General features: G+C 67.9%; 16 protein-coding genes and 1 pseudogene. 7 read left to right on the top strand and 10 right to left on the bottom strand.

Annotation, left to right across the window (positions count from 1 at the left end; translation table 11 throughout):
• Positions 1-79: 79 nt before the first annotated feature.
• Positions 80-1723 (bottom strand): cisplatin damage response ATP-dependent DNA ligase, encoded by a 1644-nt coding sequence (locus AAG816_RS16585; RefSeq protein ID WP_341990768.1) that lies wholly within the window; start codon positions 1721-1723, stop codon positions 80-82.
• Between the two features lie 221 nt (positions 1724-1944).
• A pseudogene (locus AAG816_RS16580) lies at positions 1945-2946 on the bottom strand (ligase-associated DNA damage response exonuclease); the annotation flags it as partial.
• A 45-nt stretch (positions 2947-2991) separates the two neighbouring features.
• On the opposite strand from AAG816_RS16580, the gene AAG816_RS16575 reads away from it, so the two are divergent.
• On the top strand, positions 2992-3936 hold the full coding sequence (locus AAG816_RS16575) for a methyltransferase domain-containing protein (protein ID WP_341990767.1): 945 nt from the start codon (positions 2992-2994) through the stop codon (positions 3934-3936).
• Positions 3937-3957: 21 nt separating this feature from the next.
• On the opposite strand, the gene AAG816_RS16570 is transcribed toward AAG816_RS16575, so the two are convergent.
• Together AAG816_RS16570 and AAG816_RS16565 are read right to left on the bottom strand one after the other, a co-directional pair.
• Entirely contained in the window at positions 3958-4464 is a 507-nt protein-coding gene (locus AAG816_RS16570) for a tyrosine phosphatase family protein (protein ID WP_341990766.1), read from the bottom strand.
• Positions 4461-5087 (bottom strand): HD family hydrolase, encoded by a 627-nt coding sequence (locus AAG816_RS16565; protein WP_341990765.1) that lies wholly within the window; start codon positions 5085-5087, stop codon positions 4461-4463. The genes AAG816_RS16570 and AAG816_RS16565 overlap by 4 nt, the downstream gene beginning before the upstream one ends.
• Positions 5088-5242: 155 nt before the next feature.
• On the opposite strand from AAG816_RS16565, the gene AAG816_RS16560 reads away from it, so the two are divergent.
• The 3 genes from AAG816_RS16560 (at position 5243) to AAG816_RS16550 (ending at position 6506) form a co-directional block, all read left to right on the top strand.
• Entirely contained in the window at positions 5243-5677 is a 435-nt protein-coding gene (locus AAG816_RS16560) for an NUDIX hydrolase (RefSeq protein ID WP_341990764.1), read from the top strand.
• 58 nt (positions 5678-5735) lie between these two features.
• The gene (locus tag AAG816_RS16555) at positions 5736-6134 is read left to right on the top strand and encodes a TIGR02301 family protein (RefSeq protein ID WP_341990763.1); all 399 of its coding nucleotides are present in this window, start codon (positions 5736-5738) and stop codon (positions 6132-6134) included.
• Between the two features lie 99 nt (positions 6135-6233).
• Positions 6234-6506, top strand: a complete 273-nt coding sequence (locus AAG816_RS16550; protein ID WP_341990762.1) for a hypothetical protein — start codon at positions 6234-6236, stop codon at positions 6504-6506.
• A 49-nt stretch (positions 6507-6555) separates the two neighbouring features.
• On the opposite strand, the gene AAG816_RS16545 is transcribed toward AAG816_RS16550, so the two are convergent.
• Positions 6556-7893, bottom strand: coding sequence for a dihydroorotase (locus AAG816_RS16545; RefSeq protein ID WP_341990761.1), 1338 nt, complete (start codon positions 7891-7893; stop codon positions 6556-6558).
• Between the two features lie 76 nt (positions 7894-7969).
• Here AAG816_RS16545 and AAG816_RS16540 point away from each other — a divergent pair, with 76 nt between their 5' ends.
• Positions 7970-8812 (top strand): folate-binding protein, encoded by an 843-nt coding sequence (locus AAG816_RS16540; RefSeq protein ID WP_341990760.1) that lies wholly within the window; start codon positions 7970-7972, stop codon positions 8810-8812.
• Positions 8813-8814: 2 nt separating this feature from the next.
• The gene (locus tag AAG816_RS16535; protein ID WP_341990759.1) at positions 8815-9453 is read left to right on the top strand and encodes a DNA-3-methyladenine glycosylase I; all 639 of its coding nucleotides are present in this window, start codon (positions 8815-8817) and stop codon (positions 9451-9453) included.
• Here AAG816_RS16535 and AAG816_RS16530 read toward each other — a convergent pair.
• From AAG816_RS16530 to AAG816_RS16510, 5 genes are all read right to left on the bottom strand, one after another.
• Positions 9440-10567, bottom strand: a complete 1128-nt coding sequence (locus AAG816_RS16530) for a DUF3616 domain-containing protein (protein ID WP_341990758.1) — start codon at positions 10565-10567, stop codon at positions 9440-9442. The two genes, AAG816_RS16535 and AAG816_RS16530, sit on opposite strands and share 14 nt — an antisense overlap.
• 63 nt (positions 10568-10630) lie before the next feature.
• Positions 10631-12445 (bottom strand): sulfatase-like hydrolase/transferase, encoded by a 1815-nt coding sequence (locus tag AAG816_RS16525; protein ID WP_341990757.1) that lies wholly within the window; start codon positions 12443-12445, stop codon positions 10631-10633.
• 120 nt (positions 12446-12565) lie between these two features.
• Positions 12566-13009, bottom strand: a complete 444-nt coding sequence (locus AAG816_RS16520; RefSeq protein WP_341990756.1) for a GNAT family acetyltransferase — start codon at positions 13007-13009, stop codon at positions 12566-12568.
• Positions 13006-14046 (bottom strand): L-threonylcarbamoyladenylate synthase, encoded by a 1041-nt coding sequence (locus AAG816_RS16515; RefSeq protein ID WP_341990755.1) that lies wholly within the window; start codon positions 14044-14046, stop codon positions 13006-13008. Before AAG816_RS16515 ends, AAG816_RS16520 begins: the two co-directional genes overlap by 4 nt.
• A gap of 106 nt (positions 14047-14152) precedes the next feature.
• Entirely contained in the window at positions 14153-15016 is an 864-nt protein-coding gene (locus AAG816_RS16510; protein ID WP_341990754.1) for an MBL fold metallo-hydrolase, read from the bottom strand.
• A 214-nt stretch (positions 15017-15230) separates the two neighbouring features.
• On the opposite strand from AAG816_RS16510, the gene AAG816_RS16505 reads away from it, so the two are divergent.
• On the top strand, positions 15231-15371 hold the full coding sequence (locus AAG816_RS16505; protein WP_341990753.1) for a DUF3096 domain-containing protein: 141 nt from the start codon (positions 15231-15233) through the stop codon (positions 15369-15371).
• Positions 15372-15410 lie beyond the last annotated feature (39 nt).

The following is a 15410-nucleotide window of genomic DNA, read 5'->3' as shown; positions in this document are numbered from 1 at the left end:
TCTGGTACTAAAGGTCGCTATGCGACAATGACACACATGCCGAATCCTCACGAGGAAAGGATCGGGGAGGTGGCCCCCCTCACCCCAGCAGGCGCTCGAGCGTCTCCAGCCGGTCCGCCTCGCGGGGCGGCTTGTCCCACCTCAGCCGGGCCACACGGGGAAAGCGCATCGCCACCCCCGACTTGTGACGCGGCGAGCGGGCGAGGCCTTCGAAGGCGATCTCCAGCACCAGGCCGTCGTCCGGCTCGTGCCGCACCTCGCGCACCGGGCCGAAGCGGTTGATGGTGGCGCGGCGCACGAACTTGTCGATCTCCAAAAGCTCTGCATCGGTGAAGCCGAAATAGGCCTTGCCCACCGGCACCAGCACATCGCCCTCCGGCCCCGCCGTCCACACCCCGAAGGTGTAGTCGGAATAAAACGACGAGCGCTTGCCGTGGCCGCGCTGGGCATACATCAGCACCGCATCCACCGTGTGGGGATCGCGCTTCCATTTCCACCACGGCCCGGTGGGGCGGCCGGGCAGATAAAAGCTGTCCCAGCGCTTCAGCATCACCCCTTCCACCGCCGCCGCATCGTCGCCAGCACCCGCCGAGGCGGGATCGGCGCGGGCGGCAGTGAGCGCCTCCCAGCTGTCGAACGGCACCAGAGGGGAGAGATCCAGCCGGGCCTGGGTCGGGGGGGAGAGGGTCGCGGTGAGCGCCGCCAGCCGGGCGCGGCGCTCCGCGAAGGGCAAAGGGCGCAGGTCTTCGCCCTCGAGCACCAGCAGATCATAGGCGCGGATGTGGGCGGGGAATTCCGCCAGCATCTTCGGTGTTACGGTTTTGCGGTTGAGCCGTTGTTGCAGCACGTTGAAGGACTGCACCCGCCCCTCCCGCAGCACCAGCAATTCCCCATCCAGCGCGCCATCGAAGGGCAGCGCCGCGGCGAGATCGGGAAAGGCGGGGGAGATGTCCTCGCCGGTGCGGCTATAGAGCCGCGTCACCCGCACCCCGTCCGGCCCGGTGCCGGCCACCGCCTGCACGCGGATGCCATCCCATTTCCACTCGGCGGCAAAGTCGGCGGCGGGCAAGGTGGCGAGCGCCGCCTCGTCCAGCGCATGGGCCAGCATCACCGGGCGGAACGGGGCGGGATCGCGGGTTTCCGGTGGCGGGCCACGGCCTTCCACCCAGGCGAACAATTCGCGATAGGGCAGCTTGAGGCCGGGCCAGACCAGCTCCACCTCGTCGGGGGCGATATCCCCCAGGCTCGCCACCGCCGTCTTGGCGAGGCGGGCGGACGCGCCCACCCGCAGCGCTCCGGTGATGAGCTTCAGCAGCGCCCAGCGGCCGGTATCGTCCAGGCCATCGAGCCACAGCGCCAGCTGGGCGGGCAGGTCGCGCTTGGGGAGCGTCTCCAGCCCCTCGACGATCTCGGACAGGAACGGGGGATGGTTGGCGGCCGGGGTGTCCGCCGGCACCGGCCACATGAGGGCGACGGTCTCGGACAGGTCGCCCACATAGTCATAGGACAGCGCGAACAGCACCGGATCGGTGCGCTCCATGATCAGCGCTCGCACCAGGCCGGGCTTGGCATTGGTGAAGGCGAGCTTGCCGGTGAGCGCCGCCAGCGCCACCCCGCGCTCCGGGTCCGGCGTGGTGCGGAAATACTCCGCCATCAGCCGGATCTTGGCGTTGCGGCGCGGCTCATAGGAGAGGCGATCCAGCAGGGCGGCGAAGCGGTTCATGCCTCGCCCTCCGGCATGGCGGCAGCCGCACCCTTGCCCACCGGCCGGCCGGGCCGGCGGCGGGAGCGGGAAGCCGGGGCGGGAGGGGGCGGCGCGGGGAGGGGGGCGTCCGGGGTGTCCGCGTCGGCGGATGGGGAGTCGAGCGCCACCGAGTCGGACATGGTCGAGGCGGTCATGCCCGAGTCAGTCATGGGTGTCTCGGAGGCCTCCGGCTCGGCCCCCTCGTCCTCCTCCGCATAGCCGACCATGTGCAGCGGACGGGCGTTCAGGCCCCGCGTCTGCGCCCAATGCACCAATGCGTCCTCGCTGCCGTGTGTCACCCACAGTTCGTGACATTGGGTTTCTGTCACGGCGGTCGTCAGTCCGTCCCAGTCCGCATGGTCGGAAACCACCAATGGCAACTCGATGCCGCGCTGGCGGGCCCGCGCGCGCACCCGCATCCAGCCCGATGCGAACACGGTGTTGCAATCGGTGAACTTACGGGTCCAAACGTCGGTTAACGCGGACGGCGGGGCGATCACCATCGCCCCCGCCAGCTCTGATTTGGACGCCCCGGTCACCGGGCGCAGATCGCCCAGCGCGATGCCGCGGCTCTGGTAATAGGCGCTGATCCCCGTCAAGGCGCCGTGAATATAGAGCGGGGCGTCATAGCCGCCCGCCCGCAGCAGCGCCATCATGCGCTGCGCCTTGCCGAGCGAATAGGCGCCAACCACATGAGAACGCTCGGGAAACAGCCGCGCCGAGGCGATCAGCTTGGCGGTCTCAGTGGTTGCGTTGGGGTGTCGAAAGACCGGCAGGCCGAAGGTGGCCTCGGAGATGAACACATGGCACCGCACCGGCTCGAACGGGGCGCAGGTGGGGTCCAGCGCATCCTTATAATCGCCGGAGGCCACGATGGTGAGCCCCTTCCAGCGCAAGGCAAACTGCGCCGACCCCAGCACATGGCCGGCGGGATAGGCGGTGACCGCGACGCCATCGATGTCGAGAGTCTCATGATAATCAAGGGCTTGCGTCTCGCCCGCGAAGTCCGGGCCATAGCGCAGCGCCATGATGTCGAGGGTCTCGCGGGTGGCCAGCACCTTGCCGTGGCCGCGCCGGGCATGGTCGGAATGGCCATGGGTGATCAGCGCCCGCGGCACGGAGCGCACCGGATCGATGAAGAAATCCCCCACCGGGCAATAGAGCCCCTGGGGGGCAGGGCAAAGAAGGTCTTCCGGCCGCATCATAGAGCGCTATATGGGGGCGAACCCCTTGTCCTGCGAGGCCCCGTGGCGCCCCTTCCCCCGATCCAGGCCTTCCGCGCCACCTCCGGCGATCCCGCCCTCGACCGCCGTCTCGACTGGGCCCGCGCCGACCTGGAAGCCGGCGATGCGCGCGCTGCCGCCGAACTGCTGACCGATACGGTCCAGGAGGCGCCAGCCTTTGCGGCGGCTTGGTTTCTGTTAGGCGAAGCCCGCGCCGAGGCGGGCGATTCCGCCGGGGCGGCGGAGGCGTTCAGCGCCGTCCTGCGGCTCGATCCGGCGGATGTATGGGGGGCCGGTGTGCGGCTGGCGCAACTGGGGGCGAGCGCGGCGAGCGGCGCCATGTCGCTGGATTATGTGCGCACCCTGTTTGACCAATATGCCCCGCGCTTCGACCAGGCGCTGCGGGAGAACCTCGCCTATCGCGGGCCGGAGGTTTTGGCCGACGCTGTGCATCAAATTTGCGATGATCTGGGACGCTCCGCACATTTTTCCCGCGGCATGGATCTGGGCTGCGGCACCGGGCTGGCGGCGCCGGTGTTCAAGCCCATGGTGGATGTGCTGGACGGCGTTGATATCTCTCCCGCCATGGTGGCAAGGGCGCAGGCCCTGGACCTCTATGCGCAACTGCAGGTGGGCGACATGGCCGCCGTCCTGACGGGGATGCCGCCGCGCAGTCTGGATCTGATCCTGGCCGCCGATGCATTATGCTATGTGGCTGATCTGTCATCTATTTTCGCCGCAGCGCACGCGGCGCTGGCCCCCGGCGGATTGTTCGCCTTCACGGTCGAAACCCACGCCGGCGAGGGCCTGCTGCTGCGCGACACGCTGCGCTATGCCCATGGCGAAGCCTTGGTGCGGCAGGAGGCGCAGGCCGCAGGATTGACCGTGCATCTTCTGGCGGCACGCTCCACCCGCACCGAGAAAGGCGTTGCCGTCCCCGGTCTCGTGGCCATCCTGGCGCCGGGGTAGGCGACGGCCAAGTCTCTGGTTTCAGGCGATTCTCAGCGAGAACGGCTCGCCTTCGAACGCATCCTGGCCACGGCCGATGGCAGCGATGGCGGCAATCATCCGCCCCTCGCGCCCCAAGGCGGCGTCCGCCAGAGCGACGAGGCGGGCATTGGGGGTGGCGCTGGGCGAGGCCGCCCGCAGTCGCCGCGCCAGTTCCGCCTCGTCCTGCTCCGGCAGCAGGGCGCACAAGGCGGTGTAGGCCCCCGCAGTCGAGCGGGAAATGCCCGCATAGCAATGGATCACCAGCGGCGCCTCACGCGGCCAAGTCCTGACGAACTCAAGGAAATCGGTCATGTGCCCGGAGCCGGGCGCCACCAGGCCCTCCACCTCGTCGACAATGTCGTTCATGCCGAGGAAGAGATGGTTGGTGGGGTCCACATTGCTGGGCCGGGTCACGGCGGTGCCGCCATTGATGAGGGTGATGACGTGCCGGGCGCCGGTGCGTTCCACGGTCTCATGCAGCCGGGAGAGGGAGCAGACGTAGATCATCGGGCAAGCTCCTCAAACCGCGCGAGAAAACGGGTCTTGGCCTCGTCCGCGCGCCAGGGCGTGAGATAGGCCTTCTCCGCCGCCGCGTCGAGCCGGATCGGCCGGCCGAAATATTTCTGCGCCTCCGCCGCCGAAAAACCCGCCAGCCGGGTGGCCTCCAGATAGGCCGACGAGCGATCCGCCGCCTTCACCACCTTGAGTAAAGCGTCCGGCCAGCGGGCGGGCAGGCCGAAGCGCACGCTGATGGCGGTGAGGAGCCGGGCTTCCACCGCCTTGTAGTCGCCGCCGATCATGGCCTTGAACGGCGAGATCATGTCGCCGATCACATATTCCGGGGCATCGTGCAGCAGCACGGCGAGGCGCCAGGTGCGGTCGAGATCGCGGCTGGCATGCTTGGCCAGGCGTTCCACCAGCAGGGAATGCTGGGCCACGGAGAAGATGTTGTCCCCATGGGTCTGGCCGTTCCAGCGGGCGACGCGGGCAAGCCCATGGGCGATGTCCTCGATCTCGATATCGAGCGGCGAGGGATCCAGCAGGTCGAGCCGGCGGCCGGACAACATGCGCTGCCAGGCGCGCGGGGCGGTGCTGGGCTTGGGAACTGGCGCAGGGTCGGGGGCAGGCATGGCGAATCGTCGGCTCCATTCAGCCTGTGAGCCTGGGGGGAGCGGACGCCCATCGCAAGGCGCGGTCGCCACAGGGCCGTGGACTTCCGGGGACAGGGGCCGGCGGCTACCATGCATCTGGCCGATAGATCCGCCCAGTTCCAGCGAGAGACCCCATGCCCGATCCCGTGCGTCCGACCCTTGCTGCCAGCGCGGCCGTCTTTCGCGGGCCGCTGGTGCTGCTGGCGCGGCGGGGGAAGGGGCCGGGGGTGGGATTGTGGAGCCTGCCCGGCGGACGGGTGGAGCCGGGCGAGACCGTGGCCGCCGCCGCCGCCCGCGAGGTGATGGAGGAAGTGGGCGTGGTGGCGCAGATCGTCGCGCTGGCGGCCGCGCGGGATATCATCGTGCATGATGGGGATGGCGTGCTGACCGCGCATTTCGTGGTGCTGGCCCATGCGGCGCGCTGGCAGGCCGGCGAGCCCACACCGGGTGACGAGGCGCTGGAGGTGGGCTGGTTCATGCCCGATGCGGTGGCGGGCCTGTCCACCACCGAGGGGCTGTCGGAGGTGGTGGCTGCCGCCGCGCGCCTGATGGACGCGGCGGGCCACTGACGGCGGCGCAGCCCTCCCGCCCCTTGACGGGCGGCGCTGGCGGCGGCACCTCTTGGCCATGGTCCGTCCGCCCAAACTCCTGATCGCTGTCCTGCTCGCCTGCGCCCTTGGGGCGCGGGGGGCCGCGGCTGCGCCGGCGGAGGGATCAACCCCGCCCTATGAGGGCGACCTGATGAAGATCGCCGAGCTGCTGGGGGCGCTGCATTATCTGCGGCCCCTGTGCGGCGCAGCGGGCGAGGCCCAGCGCTGGCGCACGGAGATGCAGACGCTGATGGACGCCGAGCAGCCCTCGGACGCGCGCAAGGGTAAGTTGGTGGCGGCGTTCAATGCCGGATATTCCAGCTATGCCACGGTCTATCGCACCTGCACGCCGGCTGCCGCCATGGCGGTGCAGCGGCAGATGGAGGAGGGGGCCAAGCTCTCTCACGACATCGTGGTGCGGTTCGGCGGCAACTGATCCGCCGGTTAACCTTTCGTTCAGAACTTCCGCGACGAGACGCGGCGGCATGCTAAATCTTCATCGCCGGACCGTGGTGGGTCGGCGCGGAGGTCGATCTTGTCCAGCACGTCCAATTTCGCCTTCTACCCACAGGACGTGGCCGAGCCGGCCACCGACGAACGGCATGTGGCCTTGTCCTATCTGGACGACGCCTGGACCGAAGCGCTGCGCGATGGGCTGGATGAAGACAGTCTGGTGCAGGCGGCGCTGTTCAGCGCCCTGCGCACCCTGGTGGAAACCTATGGCGAGGAGCCGTCCGCCAAATATGTGGAGAGCCTCGCCACCCGCGTGCGCGCCGGCGAATACACCCTGATCGGCCAGCGCCAGTAAGCGGCGCCTCTGTTGGTCGCGGGGCGCCGATGACGCCCCGCACAACCCATCAGCGGTGCGGCAGGGTTTCCAGGAAGCTGATCGCTTGGCCGGTGGCGGGCGAGGTCAACTCCCCTTCCCACATCACCTTGCGACCGCGAACGATGGTGCCCACCGGCCAGCCGGTGACTTCCACGCCATCATAGGGCGTCCATTTGGAGCGCGAGGCGATCCAGTCCTTGGTGATGGTGGCGCGACGCTTCAGATCGACCACGGTGAAGTCCGCATCGTAGCCGGCAACGATGCGACCTTTGCGCGCAATATTAAACAGACGGGCTGGTCCCGCGCTGGTCAGATCGACAAAACGCAGCAGCGACAGCCGCCCGTTGGCCACGTGATCCAGCATCAACGGCACCAGGGTCTGGACCCCGGTCATGCCCGACGGGCTCTCCGGATAAGGCTTGGCTTTTTCCTCCAGCGTGTGGGGCGCGTGGTCGGAGCCGAGCACGTCGACGATACCCAAGGAGAGCGCCCGCCACAGGGCCTCGCGATGGCGGGCGTCGCGCACCGGCGGGTTCATCTGGGCCAGGGTGCCGAGGCGCTCGTAGCACTCCGGGGCGGCCATGGTGAGGTGGTGCGGCGTCACTTCCACCGAGGCCACGTCGCGCGCGTCGGCGAGGAAATCCATCTCTTCGGCGCTGGTGATGTGCAGCACATGCACCCGCGCACCCACCTCCCGCGCCAGGGTGACGAGGCGCCGCGTGGCGGTCAACGCCGCCACTTCATCGCGCCACACCGGGTGCGAGGACGGGTCGCCGGGCACCCGCAAAGGCTTGCGTTCATTGAGGCGGGGCTCATCTTCGCAGTGGAAGGCGGCGCGGCGGCGGATCACTTTCAGGATCTCGCGCACGCCCGCATCGTCCGCCACCAGCAGCGAGCCGGTGGACGAGCCGATGAACACCTTGATGCCGGCGGCGCCGGGCAGGCGCTCCAGTTCGGGCAGGTCGCGGACATTGTCGTGGGTGCCGCCCACATAGAAGGCGAAGTCGCAATGCATGCGGTTGGTGCCGCGGCGGATCTTGTCTTCCAGAGCGGCGGCGTCGGTGGTCTGGGGAATGGTGTTCGGCATCTCGAACACGCCGGTCACTCCGCCCATGACGGCGGCCAGGGAGCCAGTCTCCAGGTCTTCCTTCTGCTCCAAACCGGGCTCGCGGAAATGCACCTGGGTGTCGATGACGCCAGGCAGAATGTGCAGGCCGGTGGCGTCGATCACCTCGCCGGCGCTGGCGGCATCGAGGCTGCCGAGGGCGCGGATGCGGCCGTCGCGGACGCCGATGTCGCGCACGCCTTCGCCATCGGGGGTCACCACCGTGCCGCCCTTGAGTATAAGATCGAAGGTCTCAGCCATGGTGGGTGCTCGCTCGTAACGGGTGGGCCGTGCCGGGGCTTTAAGTCTCTCGCAGACTTCTGACAAGGAGATGGTCATGCCGATTGCGCATCTTGCCGACCGCGCCCTGCTGACGGTCAGCGGACCCGATGCCCGTCATTTTCTGCACAATGTGGTCACCTGCAACGTCAACACGCTGGCGGCGGGCGGCGCCCGCTATGGCGCCCTGCTGATGCCGCAGGGCAAGATCATTAGCGATTTCCTCATCTATGCCCCGGCGTCGACGCCCGACACCTTCCTGCTGGATGCCCCCGCCGCCACGGCGCCAGACCTGCTGAAGCGGCTCACCATGTATCGCCTGCGCTCGAAGGTGGAGTTCGCCGCGGCGGACGATCTGGCGGTGGCTGCGGCCTGGGACGGGGCGCAGATCGAGGGCATCGAGGCGTTTCCGGATCCCCGCCTGGAAGCGCTGGGCACCCGCCTGGTGCTGCCGAGGGCGCAGGTGGAAGCGCTGGATGGCGATGGGGAGGCCTATGCGGCCCATCGCATCGCGCTGGGCATTCCCCAGGGCGGCGCCGACTTCATCTACGGCGATGCCTTTCCCCATGAGGCCGACATGGACCAGTTGGGCGGCGTGGACTTCAAGAAGGGCTGCTACATCGGCCAGGAAGTGGTCTCGCGCACCCAGCATCGCGGCATCGCCCGCACCCGGGCGGTGGAGGCCCTGTTCGAGTCCGCCCCCGAGGCCGGTTCTGAAATCCGCGCCGGGGAGAAGACCGTGGGCCGCATCGGCTCCTCCATCCGTGGTCAGGGCATCGCCTTGGTGCGCCTGGACCGGGCGGCAGAGGCCAAGGCCGGTGGCCTGCCGTTGGTGGCGGGCGGGGTCGAGGTCACCTTGAAGCGTCCCGATTGGGCGACCTTCAACATGGATGGTGTGTGAGCATGGCGGCTGCCGACTCGAATATTGCCGCGGCGGCGAAGCCCGCATTCCGCCTGACGCCCCACGCGGACGGCAAGTGCCGCTGTCCGTGGTGCGGCACCGACCCGCTGTACATGGCCTATCACGACACCGAATGGGGCGTGCCGGAGCGGGACTCCCGCGCCTTGTTCGAGAAGCTGGTGCTGGATGGGTTCCAGGCGGGGCTCGCCTGGATCACCATCCTGCGCAAGCGCGACAATTTCCGCGCTGCCTTCGACGGTTTTGACCCGGAGACCATCGCCCGCTACGGCCCCGAGAAGCAGGCAGCGCTGATGATGGATGCCGGCATCGTGCGCAACCGCGCCAAGATCGAAGGCGCAGTGCTCTCGGCCCGCGCCTATCTCGACTTGCGCGACAAGGGGGTGTCGTTCGCCGATCTCATGTGGGACGCCGTGGATGGGGAGGTTCAGGTGAACCGTCCCCGTGGGCCGGGTGATGTCCCGGCGCAGACCCCCGCCTCCGTGGCGCTGTCCAAGCGCTTGAAGGCGGCGGGGTTCAAGTTTTGCGGGCCGACCATCGTCTATGCCGCCATGCAGGCCTGCGGGCTGGTGAACGACCACTTTGTGGACTGCCACTGCCTCGGAGCGCTTACGGAAGTTTGATAGTGATCGGCGTCGGATCGCCTTCTGTGGGACCGTCGAAGAACAGCAGGGCGCGCAGGACGCCGTCATGGGTCTCCAGCGGCAGCAGGGCCTCGGGCTTGTCTTTGACGCCGTAGGCCTTGAGATCCATCAGCTTTTGCAGGGACGGCCCTGCGGAGGAGAAGATGGCATAGTCGCCGTCTTTGATGGGCTGTCCCTTGGGAGGGTCGTTGACCGGCCCGGCGACGATGAGCAGTCCGGTCCCGAAGGCGAGCATATCGCGCACGCCGCGGGCCTTGCCGCCCGTATCCGTGCCGAGGTCCAGGAACTGCACGCCGGCCTGCCCCGGCCGGTTCTCGAACACCGCACTCAAAGGCGCGGAGAGAATGACCGCGCCTTTGCCCTCAATCACCGGCCCGCGCATACCGGCATAGAGTTGCCCATCCCGCACCGCGATGCCCTCGATGGACACCCCATTCTCGGCCAGCGGCTTGTCCGCCCAGGGGGCGACGTCCGGCTGCATGCGGATGATGTCGGAGAAGCGCGCGGACGGCGTGACGGTTGCGGACTTGGCGAAGGTGCCGGTGCTCATGTCCACGCCGCCGGGGGCAAAGTGGATGCGAAAGACGCGCCGGCTGGCGTCGGCCTTGGCAGCGGTTTCCGCATCCGAATCGCCAGGATGCCGCGGCTGGCCATGGGAGCCCATGACGTAGAATGCACCTTTATCGTAGGCGACACCCTCGCCATCGAAGTCCAACGACTTTCCCTCAAAGGAATCCTGCGTCAGGCGGATGAAGTCGCCGGCGACCAATTTATCCTTCTTGAGAATGATGATCTGCACGCCCTGCGTCTCGTCATCGACGATCAGGCAGAGGCGTGGATAGTCCGGCTTGGTTTCGCAGGCGATGCCGCTGACGTCGTTGGATTTTTCATAGACCTTGCCGGATTTGTCCTTTGGCTTGCCGCGGACCTGACCGTCGATCTTCCACGTGTCCGCATCTTTGGCCCAGGCCGTGACGGGAGCGGCAAAGGTGGATGCTAAAAGCGCGCCCGCCAGCAGCAGAGCCGCGCGCACGCGGGTGGTGTGAATGCCCATGGCCAGCTTCCCCTCCGACAGCGTTTCGATCCTGCGCAAGGAACTCGTCTGCGGGCGTGGAAAGTCAATCAAGATCTCTGCGGCGGCCGCAAACGCCGCGCCTTACCGCTGGTCCGGCTTCGGAAATACCCATTTGCCGTCCTTCAGCGGCAGGAAGCGTCCGTCGTCCAGGCCCACCTCCTCGGCGATGCGGGTGTTGAGCTTGGCATTCATCGCCATCACCAGGTCGCGATGCTTGGTGCCGGCCATGGCGAGGTTGATGCTCTCCGTGGGGTCGTTCTCCAGATCGTAGAGTTCGAGATCATTGGCGGCGACCAGGGCTTCGAACGTCTCCGGCGTGTTGAAGGCCAGCGGGGCGAAGTAGCGGGAGAAACGATAGCGGCCATCGAAGATGGAGCGGATGGCGCAGCGGTCGGTGAAGTCCGGCTCATATTGCTGCATCCAGGCCAGCTTCTGCGGACCGGTGGTGGACGGATCATGGACCACCTGCTCCATGCGGGTGACCCATTTGGCATCCTGGAACAACAGCATGTTGTAGTTGAACAAGGCGCCGGGGCGTAGCGCGTCCGTCGCGGCCGCCGCTGGGGCACGCATCAGGGGGGAGAAGTCGCGGCCCGGAAGGCCGGCGGCGGCGGTCTTCAGAGCCTCGGGCGCGGCACCGGTGAGGGCAAGCAGCGTTGGGGTGATGTCGATCTGCGAGGTCACAGCCTTGCAGGTGGTTCCGCCCGGATAGGCGGGATGAACGACCATGAGTGGCAGATGGTTCTGCTCGCGATAGGTGCTGTTGCCCTTGCCGCGCATCTGGTGGGCGCCGCCCAGTTCGCCATGGTCGGCGGTGAAGACGATGATGGTGGTCTTGTCCATGCCGGTCTGGCGCAGCGCATCGAGCACCGCCACAACCTGCCGGTCGCAGTCGCGGATGCAATTGTAATAATAGTCCTGCAGCACCCGCCAGCGCCGGTCCTCGTCGGGCCATTGGCCCACCAGCACATCCTGCACCTGCTGGTAGATCTGCTGCGCGGCCGGGCGACCCGGCGCATGGAACGACTGGCCGCGGGTGGGGGGCAGCGGCACGTCCCAGGTGGCTTTGTAGATCGCGTCATCGGGGGGGCGGGCGATGCCCATGGCGGACGCCTTGCCCTGCACGGTTTCGCCCGGCAGATCGGAATTGATGTACATGACATCGTGCGGATTGACGAAATTGACCGCCAGATACCAGGGCTTGCCGGCCGCCTTGAGGTCCAGCGCCTTGGTGCGCAGCCAGCGGCTCACAAAAGCGGTGGTGGCCTCATCATAGTTATAGCCGCCCAAGGTGGTGTCGGTGACATCGCCAAAGCCGAAGAAATCCTTGAAGCCATAGGTCTCCATGGTCTTCTGATATTCGGCCATGGGGGCGTCCACGGCCTCCTTCACCTTGTCCAGATTGTAGCTGAGGTGCCATTTGCCCTGATAGGCGGCGTGATAGCCCAGTTGTGACAGGCGATGGCCAATGGTGGGAATGGAGGTGGACAGATCCGCCTGCCACGGGGAATTGGCGTTGTCGAAAATCCCCGTGTGCTGAATGTGCTGCCCGGTGTAGAGCGTCGAGCGCGCCGGTGAGCAGACGCAGGACGCCGCCTCGTGGTTGGTGAAGGTGATCCCGTTCGTCTTGATCCACTCGCGTCCCGGTACCGGGAACGGCCAGCGCTCAAAGAAATGCTCCTGGTCCACCAGGATGAACAGGATATTGTAGCCGGCGGGCGGGCTGTCGGGTGCAATCGCGGACCGTGCCGGGGCCGCCTCGGGCGTGCTCGTCTCTGTGGCGACGGCCTCGGTGGTGGCCACACCGGGCAGCAGATGGGCCCCGAGCAGCGCCGCACCGCTGCCCATGACGCGCCGCCGAGCCGGATTGTCCAAGCTTTCGTCTCGGTCAGCCATCGGATCCTCCGCATCGCTCCGCGCCGCGGAAGCTGCGATGCGAAGCGTCATCTTGGCGGATGTGATCTTGGCATGGCCTGCTGACAGCGCAACAGGGACGACGGGCGGTCCGCCGAGGTTTCAGACCTTCTGGTCGAGCCGCCGGGAAAAGATCACGCGCGGCTCCTCTTCATAGCCGAGCGCATTATAGAAGCCACGCACGGCTTCATTCTCCGGCCGCACCATGAGCATCAGCTTGGGCACGCCCCGCGCCCGCAGCCAGTCTTCGGCCACCGCACTCAGCCCGCGCCCGAGGCCGCGCTTGGTGTGGCTGGGGGCCACCGCCAGATAATAGATCCAGCCCCGATGACCGTCGTGGCCCACCATCACCGACCCCACCACCGCCTCGCCGTCCCGGGCCACCAGAATGGTGGAGTGCGGTCCGCGCCGGGCGAGGGCGATGTCGGCGCGCGGATCGTTCCAGGGCCGGGTGAGGCCGGTGGCCTCCCACAAGGCCACAAGAGCCTCCACGTCGCCCTCGCGCATATGGTCGATGGGCAGGCCGGCAGCGGTGACGTGGGTCATGAGGGAACATCCTTCGAACGCGGCGCGGCAGCGCGGCCGAGACGATCGGCGATCGCCTCGCCGAGCCCGTCGCGGGGGAGGGGGACGACGGCGATGCCGCTGGCGCCGGTGGCATCCAGCGTGCGCAGCGCCGCATAAAGACCGGCGGCGGCTTCCAGCACATCGCCGGTGGGTGACAGGTCGAGCACCATGGACGCGGCGTCCGTGCCCGGTGGGGTGGCGCCGCCGAAGGTCAGCAGCGCTTCGCCGGGCTGAACCTCCCGGGCGTCCAGCCGCACCTTGGCGTTGGGGGCATAATGGGAGGCCAGCCGGCCGGGCGCGGCAGGGTGCGCCTCGTCGCCACCGGCCGCATCCGCCAGGGCGTGGCCAAGGACTTTCTCGATGGCGCTGCGGGCGATGCCGCCGGGACGCAGCAAGGCCGGCCTGTCGCCGCTGCAATCGACGATGGTGGATTCCACGCCCACCGTGGTGGGGCCGGCATCCAGCACCGCGTCGATGCGGCCGGCGAGGTCTTCCATCACATGATCGGCGGTGGTGGGCGAGATGTGGCCGGAGCGATTGGCGCTGGGTCCGACCACGGGACGGCCCACCGTATCCAGAAACACCAAGGCCGCCGGATGGGCCGGCACCCGCAAGGCAACGGTGTCGAGCCCGGCGCGGGCCAGATCGCACACCGCCACCGTGTCCCGGCACGGCACCACCAGCGTCAACGGTCCCGGCCAGAAGGCGGCAGCCAGGCGGGTGGCGTCGGCGTTGAAGCTGCCGAGCCGTTCGGCGGCGGCCTGGTTGGAGACGTGGGAAATCAGCGGATTGAAGGCCGGGCGGCCCTTGGCGGCATAGAGCGCGGCCACGGCGCGGGCGTTTCCCGCATCGGCCCCCAGGCCGTAGACGGTCTCGGTGGGGAAGGCGACCAGTCCGCCGCCGGTCACGATCCGCGCGGCAACCACCGCCGCGGCGCGGATGCGGGCCGGGCTGGTGGCGGGCAGAACTTGCGTGGCGCGGCGCGGAAGGTCGGCCGGAGAAGGAGACGCGGGCATGATCGGTCCAGCGGCGCCGGGCGAGGGACGAGCGGCGCGCGCCCACGGCTTAAGGACCTCTGCGGGTTCCGGTCAAGGCGTCATGTGGTCTTGGTGATGCCGCGGCTCAGCGGCCCGGCAGCACCAGAAGCGTCGGCTTGCGGGGCAAGGTCTCCCGCGACAGCAGCACCGTGGGCGTCTCCGACCGGGTGACCACATACTCCTTGCCCAGGCGCGAGAGGAACCGTTCCAGCCCCCACTGGCTGAAATAGTGCATGGGAATGACCAGCGGGGCATTGATGGCTTTGAGGGTCTCCATCATGCCGTCGATGTCCAGGGTGTAGCTGCCGTCCACCGGCGCCAGCACCACATCCACCCGGCCCAGCGCTTCCAGATGATCTTGGGTGAGCAGGTGGTGCAGGTGGCCGAGATGGGCGATGCACAAGCCGGCCACTTCAAAGACGAAGATGGAGTTGCCGTCATAGCGGGTGGTGGAACCCATGCGGGTGTTGGTGGGGACGTTGCGGATCCAGACGTCATCCACGGTCAGTTCGTGGCGGGCCGGTTCCTCGCCCTGGCCCCATCCGCGCAGGATATGACCGATGCCGGCCGGCGGATTGTCGGTGTAGTGGGTGTCGTGGGCGCGGTTCATGGTGATGATTTCCGGCACGATGTCCGGGCGCACGTAATCATTATAGTCGGTGGCGATGGTCACGCCGTGCGGGCTTTCGATCAGGAAGGTGGCGTGGCCGACAAAGGTCAGGCGCACTTGGCTTGCCTCGGTGGCGGCCAGGCGAAAGCTCGCCGGCCAGATGCGCGGCGCGGTCTGCGCCACCATGCGGGGGCATTTCTCCGGTTCCGCGGCGGCGGGGGCCAGGAGCAGAATGGTAAGGAGCGGGGCCAGCAGCAGCGCGGCGATCCCCCCGCCAATCCTGGAGCCGCCGCGGGCGAAATGGCTCGCCCGGATCTCGAACATGCCGCCCCACGCCATGGTCGTCTCCCTGCAGGTGAACGCCGGTTGCCGCAGCGCTAGCCGTGATCACCGCACAGCTGCTGCCGCGCAGCAATCGTGCGACAGATCACAGCGGCGTGAGGGTTGGGGTGGTATCGGCGGCAAAGGCTGGCTAGAAGGTCGGGAACCAGAGACGCCGTTCACTTCTTTCTAGCGTAAGCGCAGCTGCTGCGCCCCTGATAGGAGAGCCGCCATGACTCTTGACCTCGTGATCCTCCAGCCGATCGTGGCGCTGGTGGCCGGCGTTCTGATCCTGATGTTTCCGCGGCTGCTCAATGTGCTCGTGGCGGTCTATCTGATCGTCGTGGGCATCCTGGGCCTGCTGCCCCACTAAAGCCTTGGGCGACATGGTATGGCCCTCAGGGTGTGCCGG

It is taken from the genome of Azorhizobium sp. AG788 (assembly GCF_943371865.1).
Taxonomy (GTDB): Bacteria; Pseudomonadota; Alphaproteobacteria; order Rhizobiales; family Xanthobacteraceae; genus Azorhizobium.
This window is presented reverse-complemented; position numbering and strand designations above follow the sequence as displayed.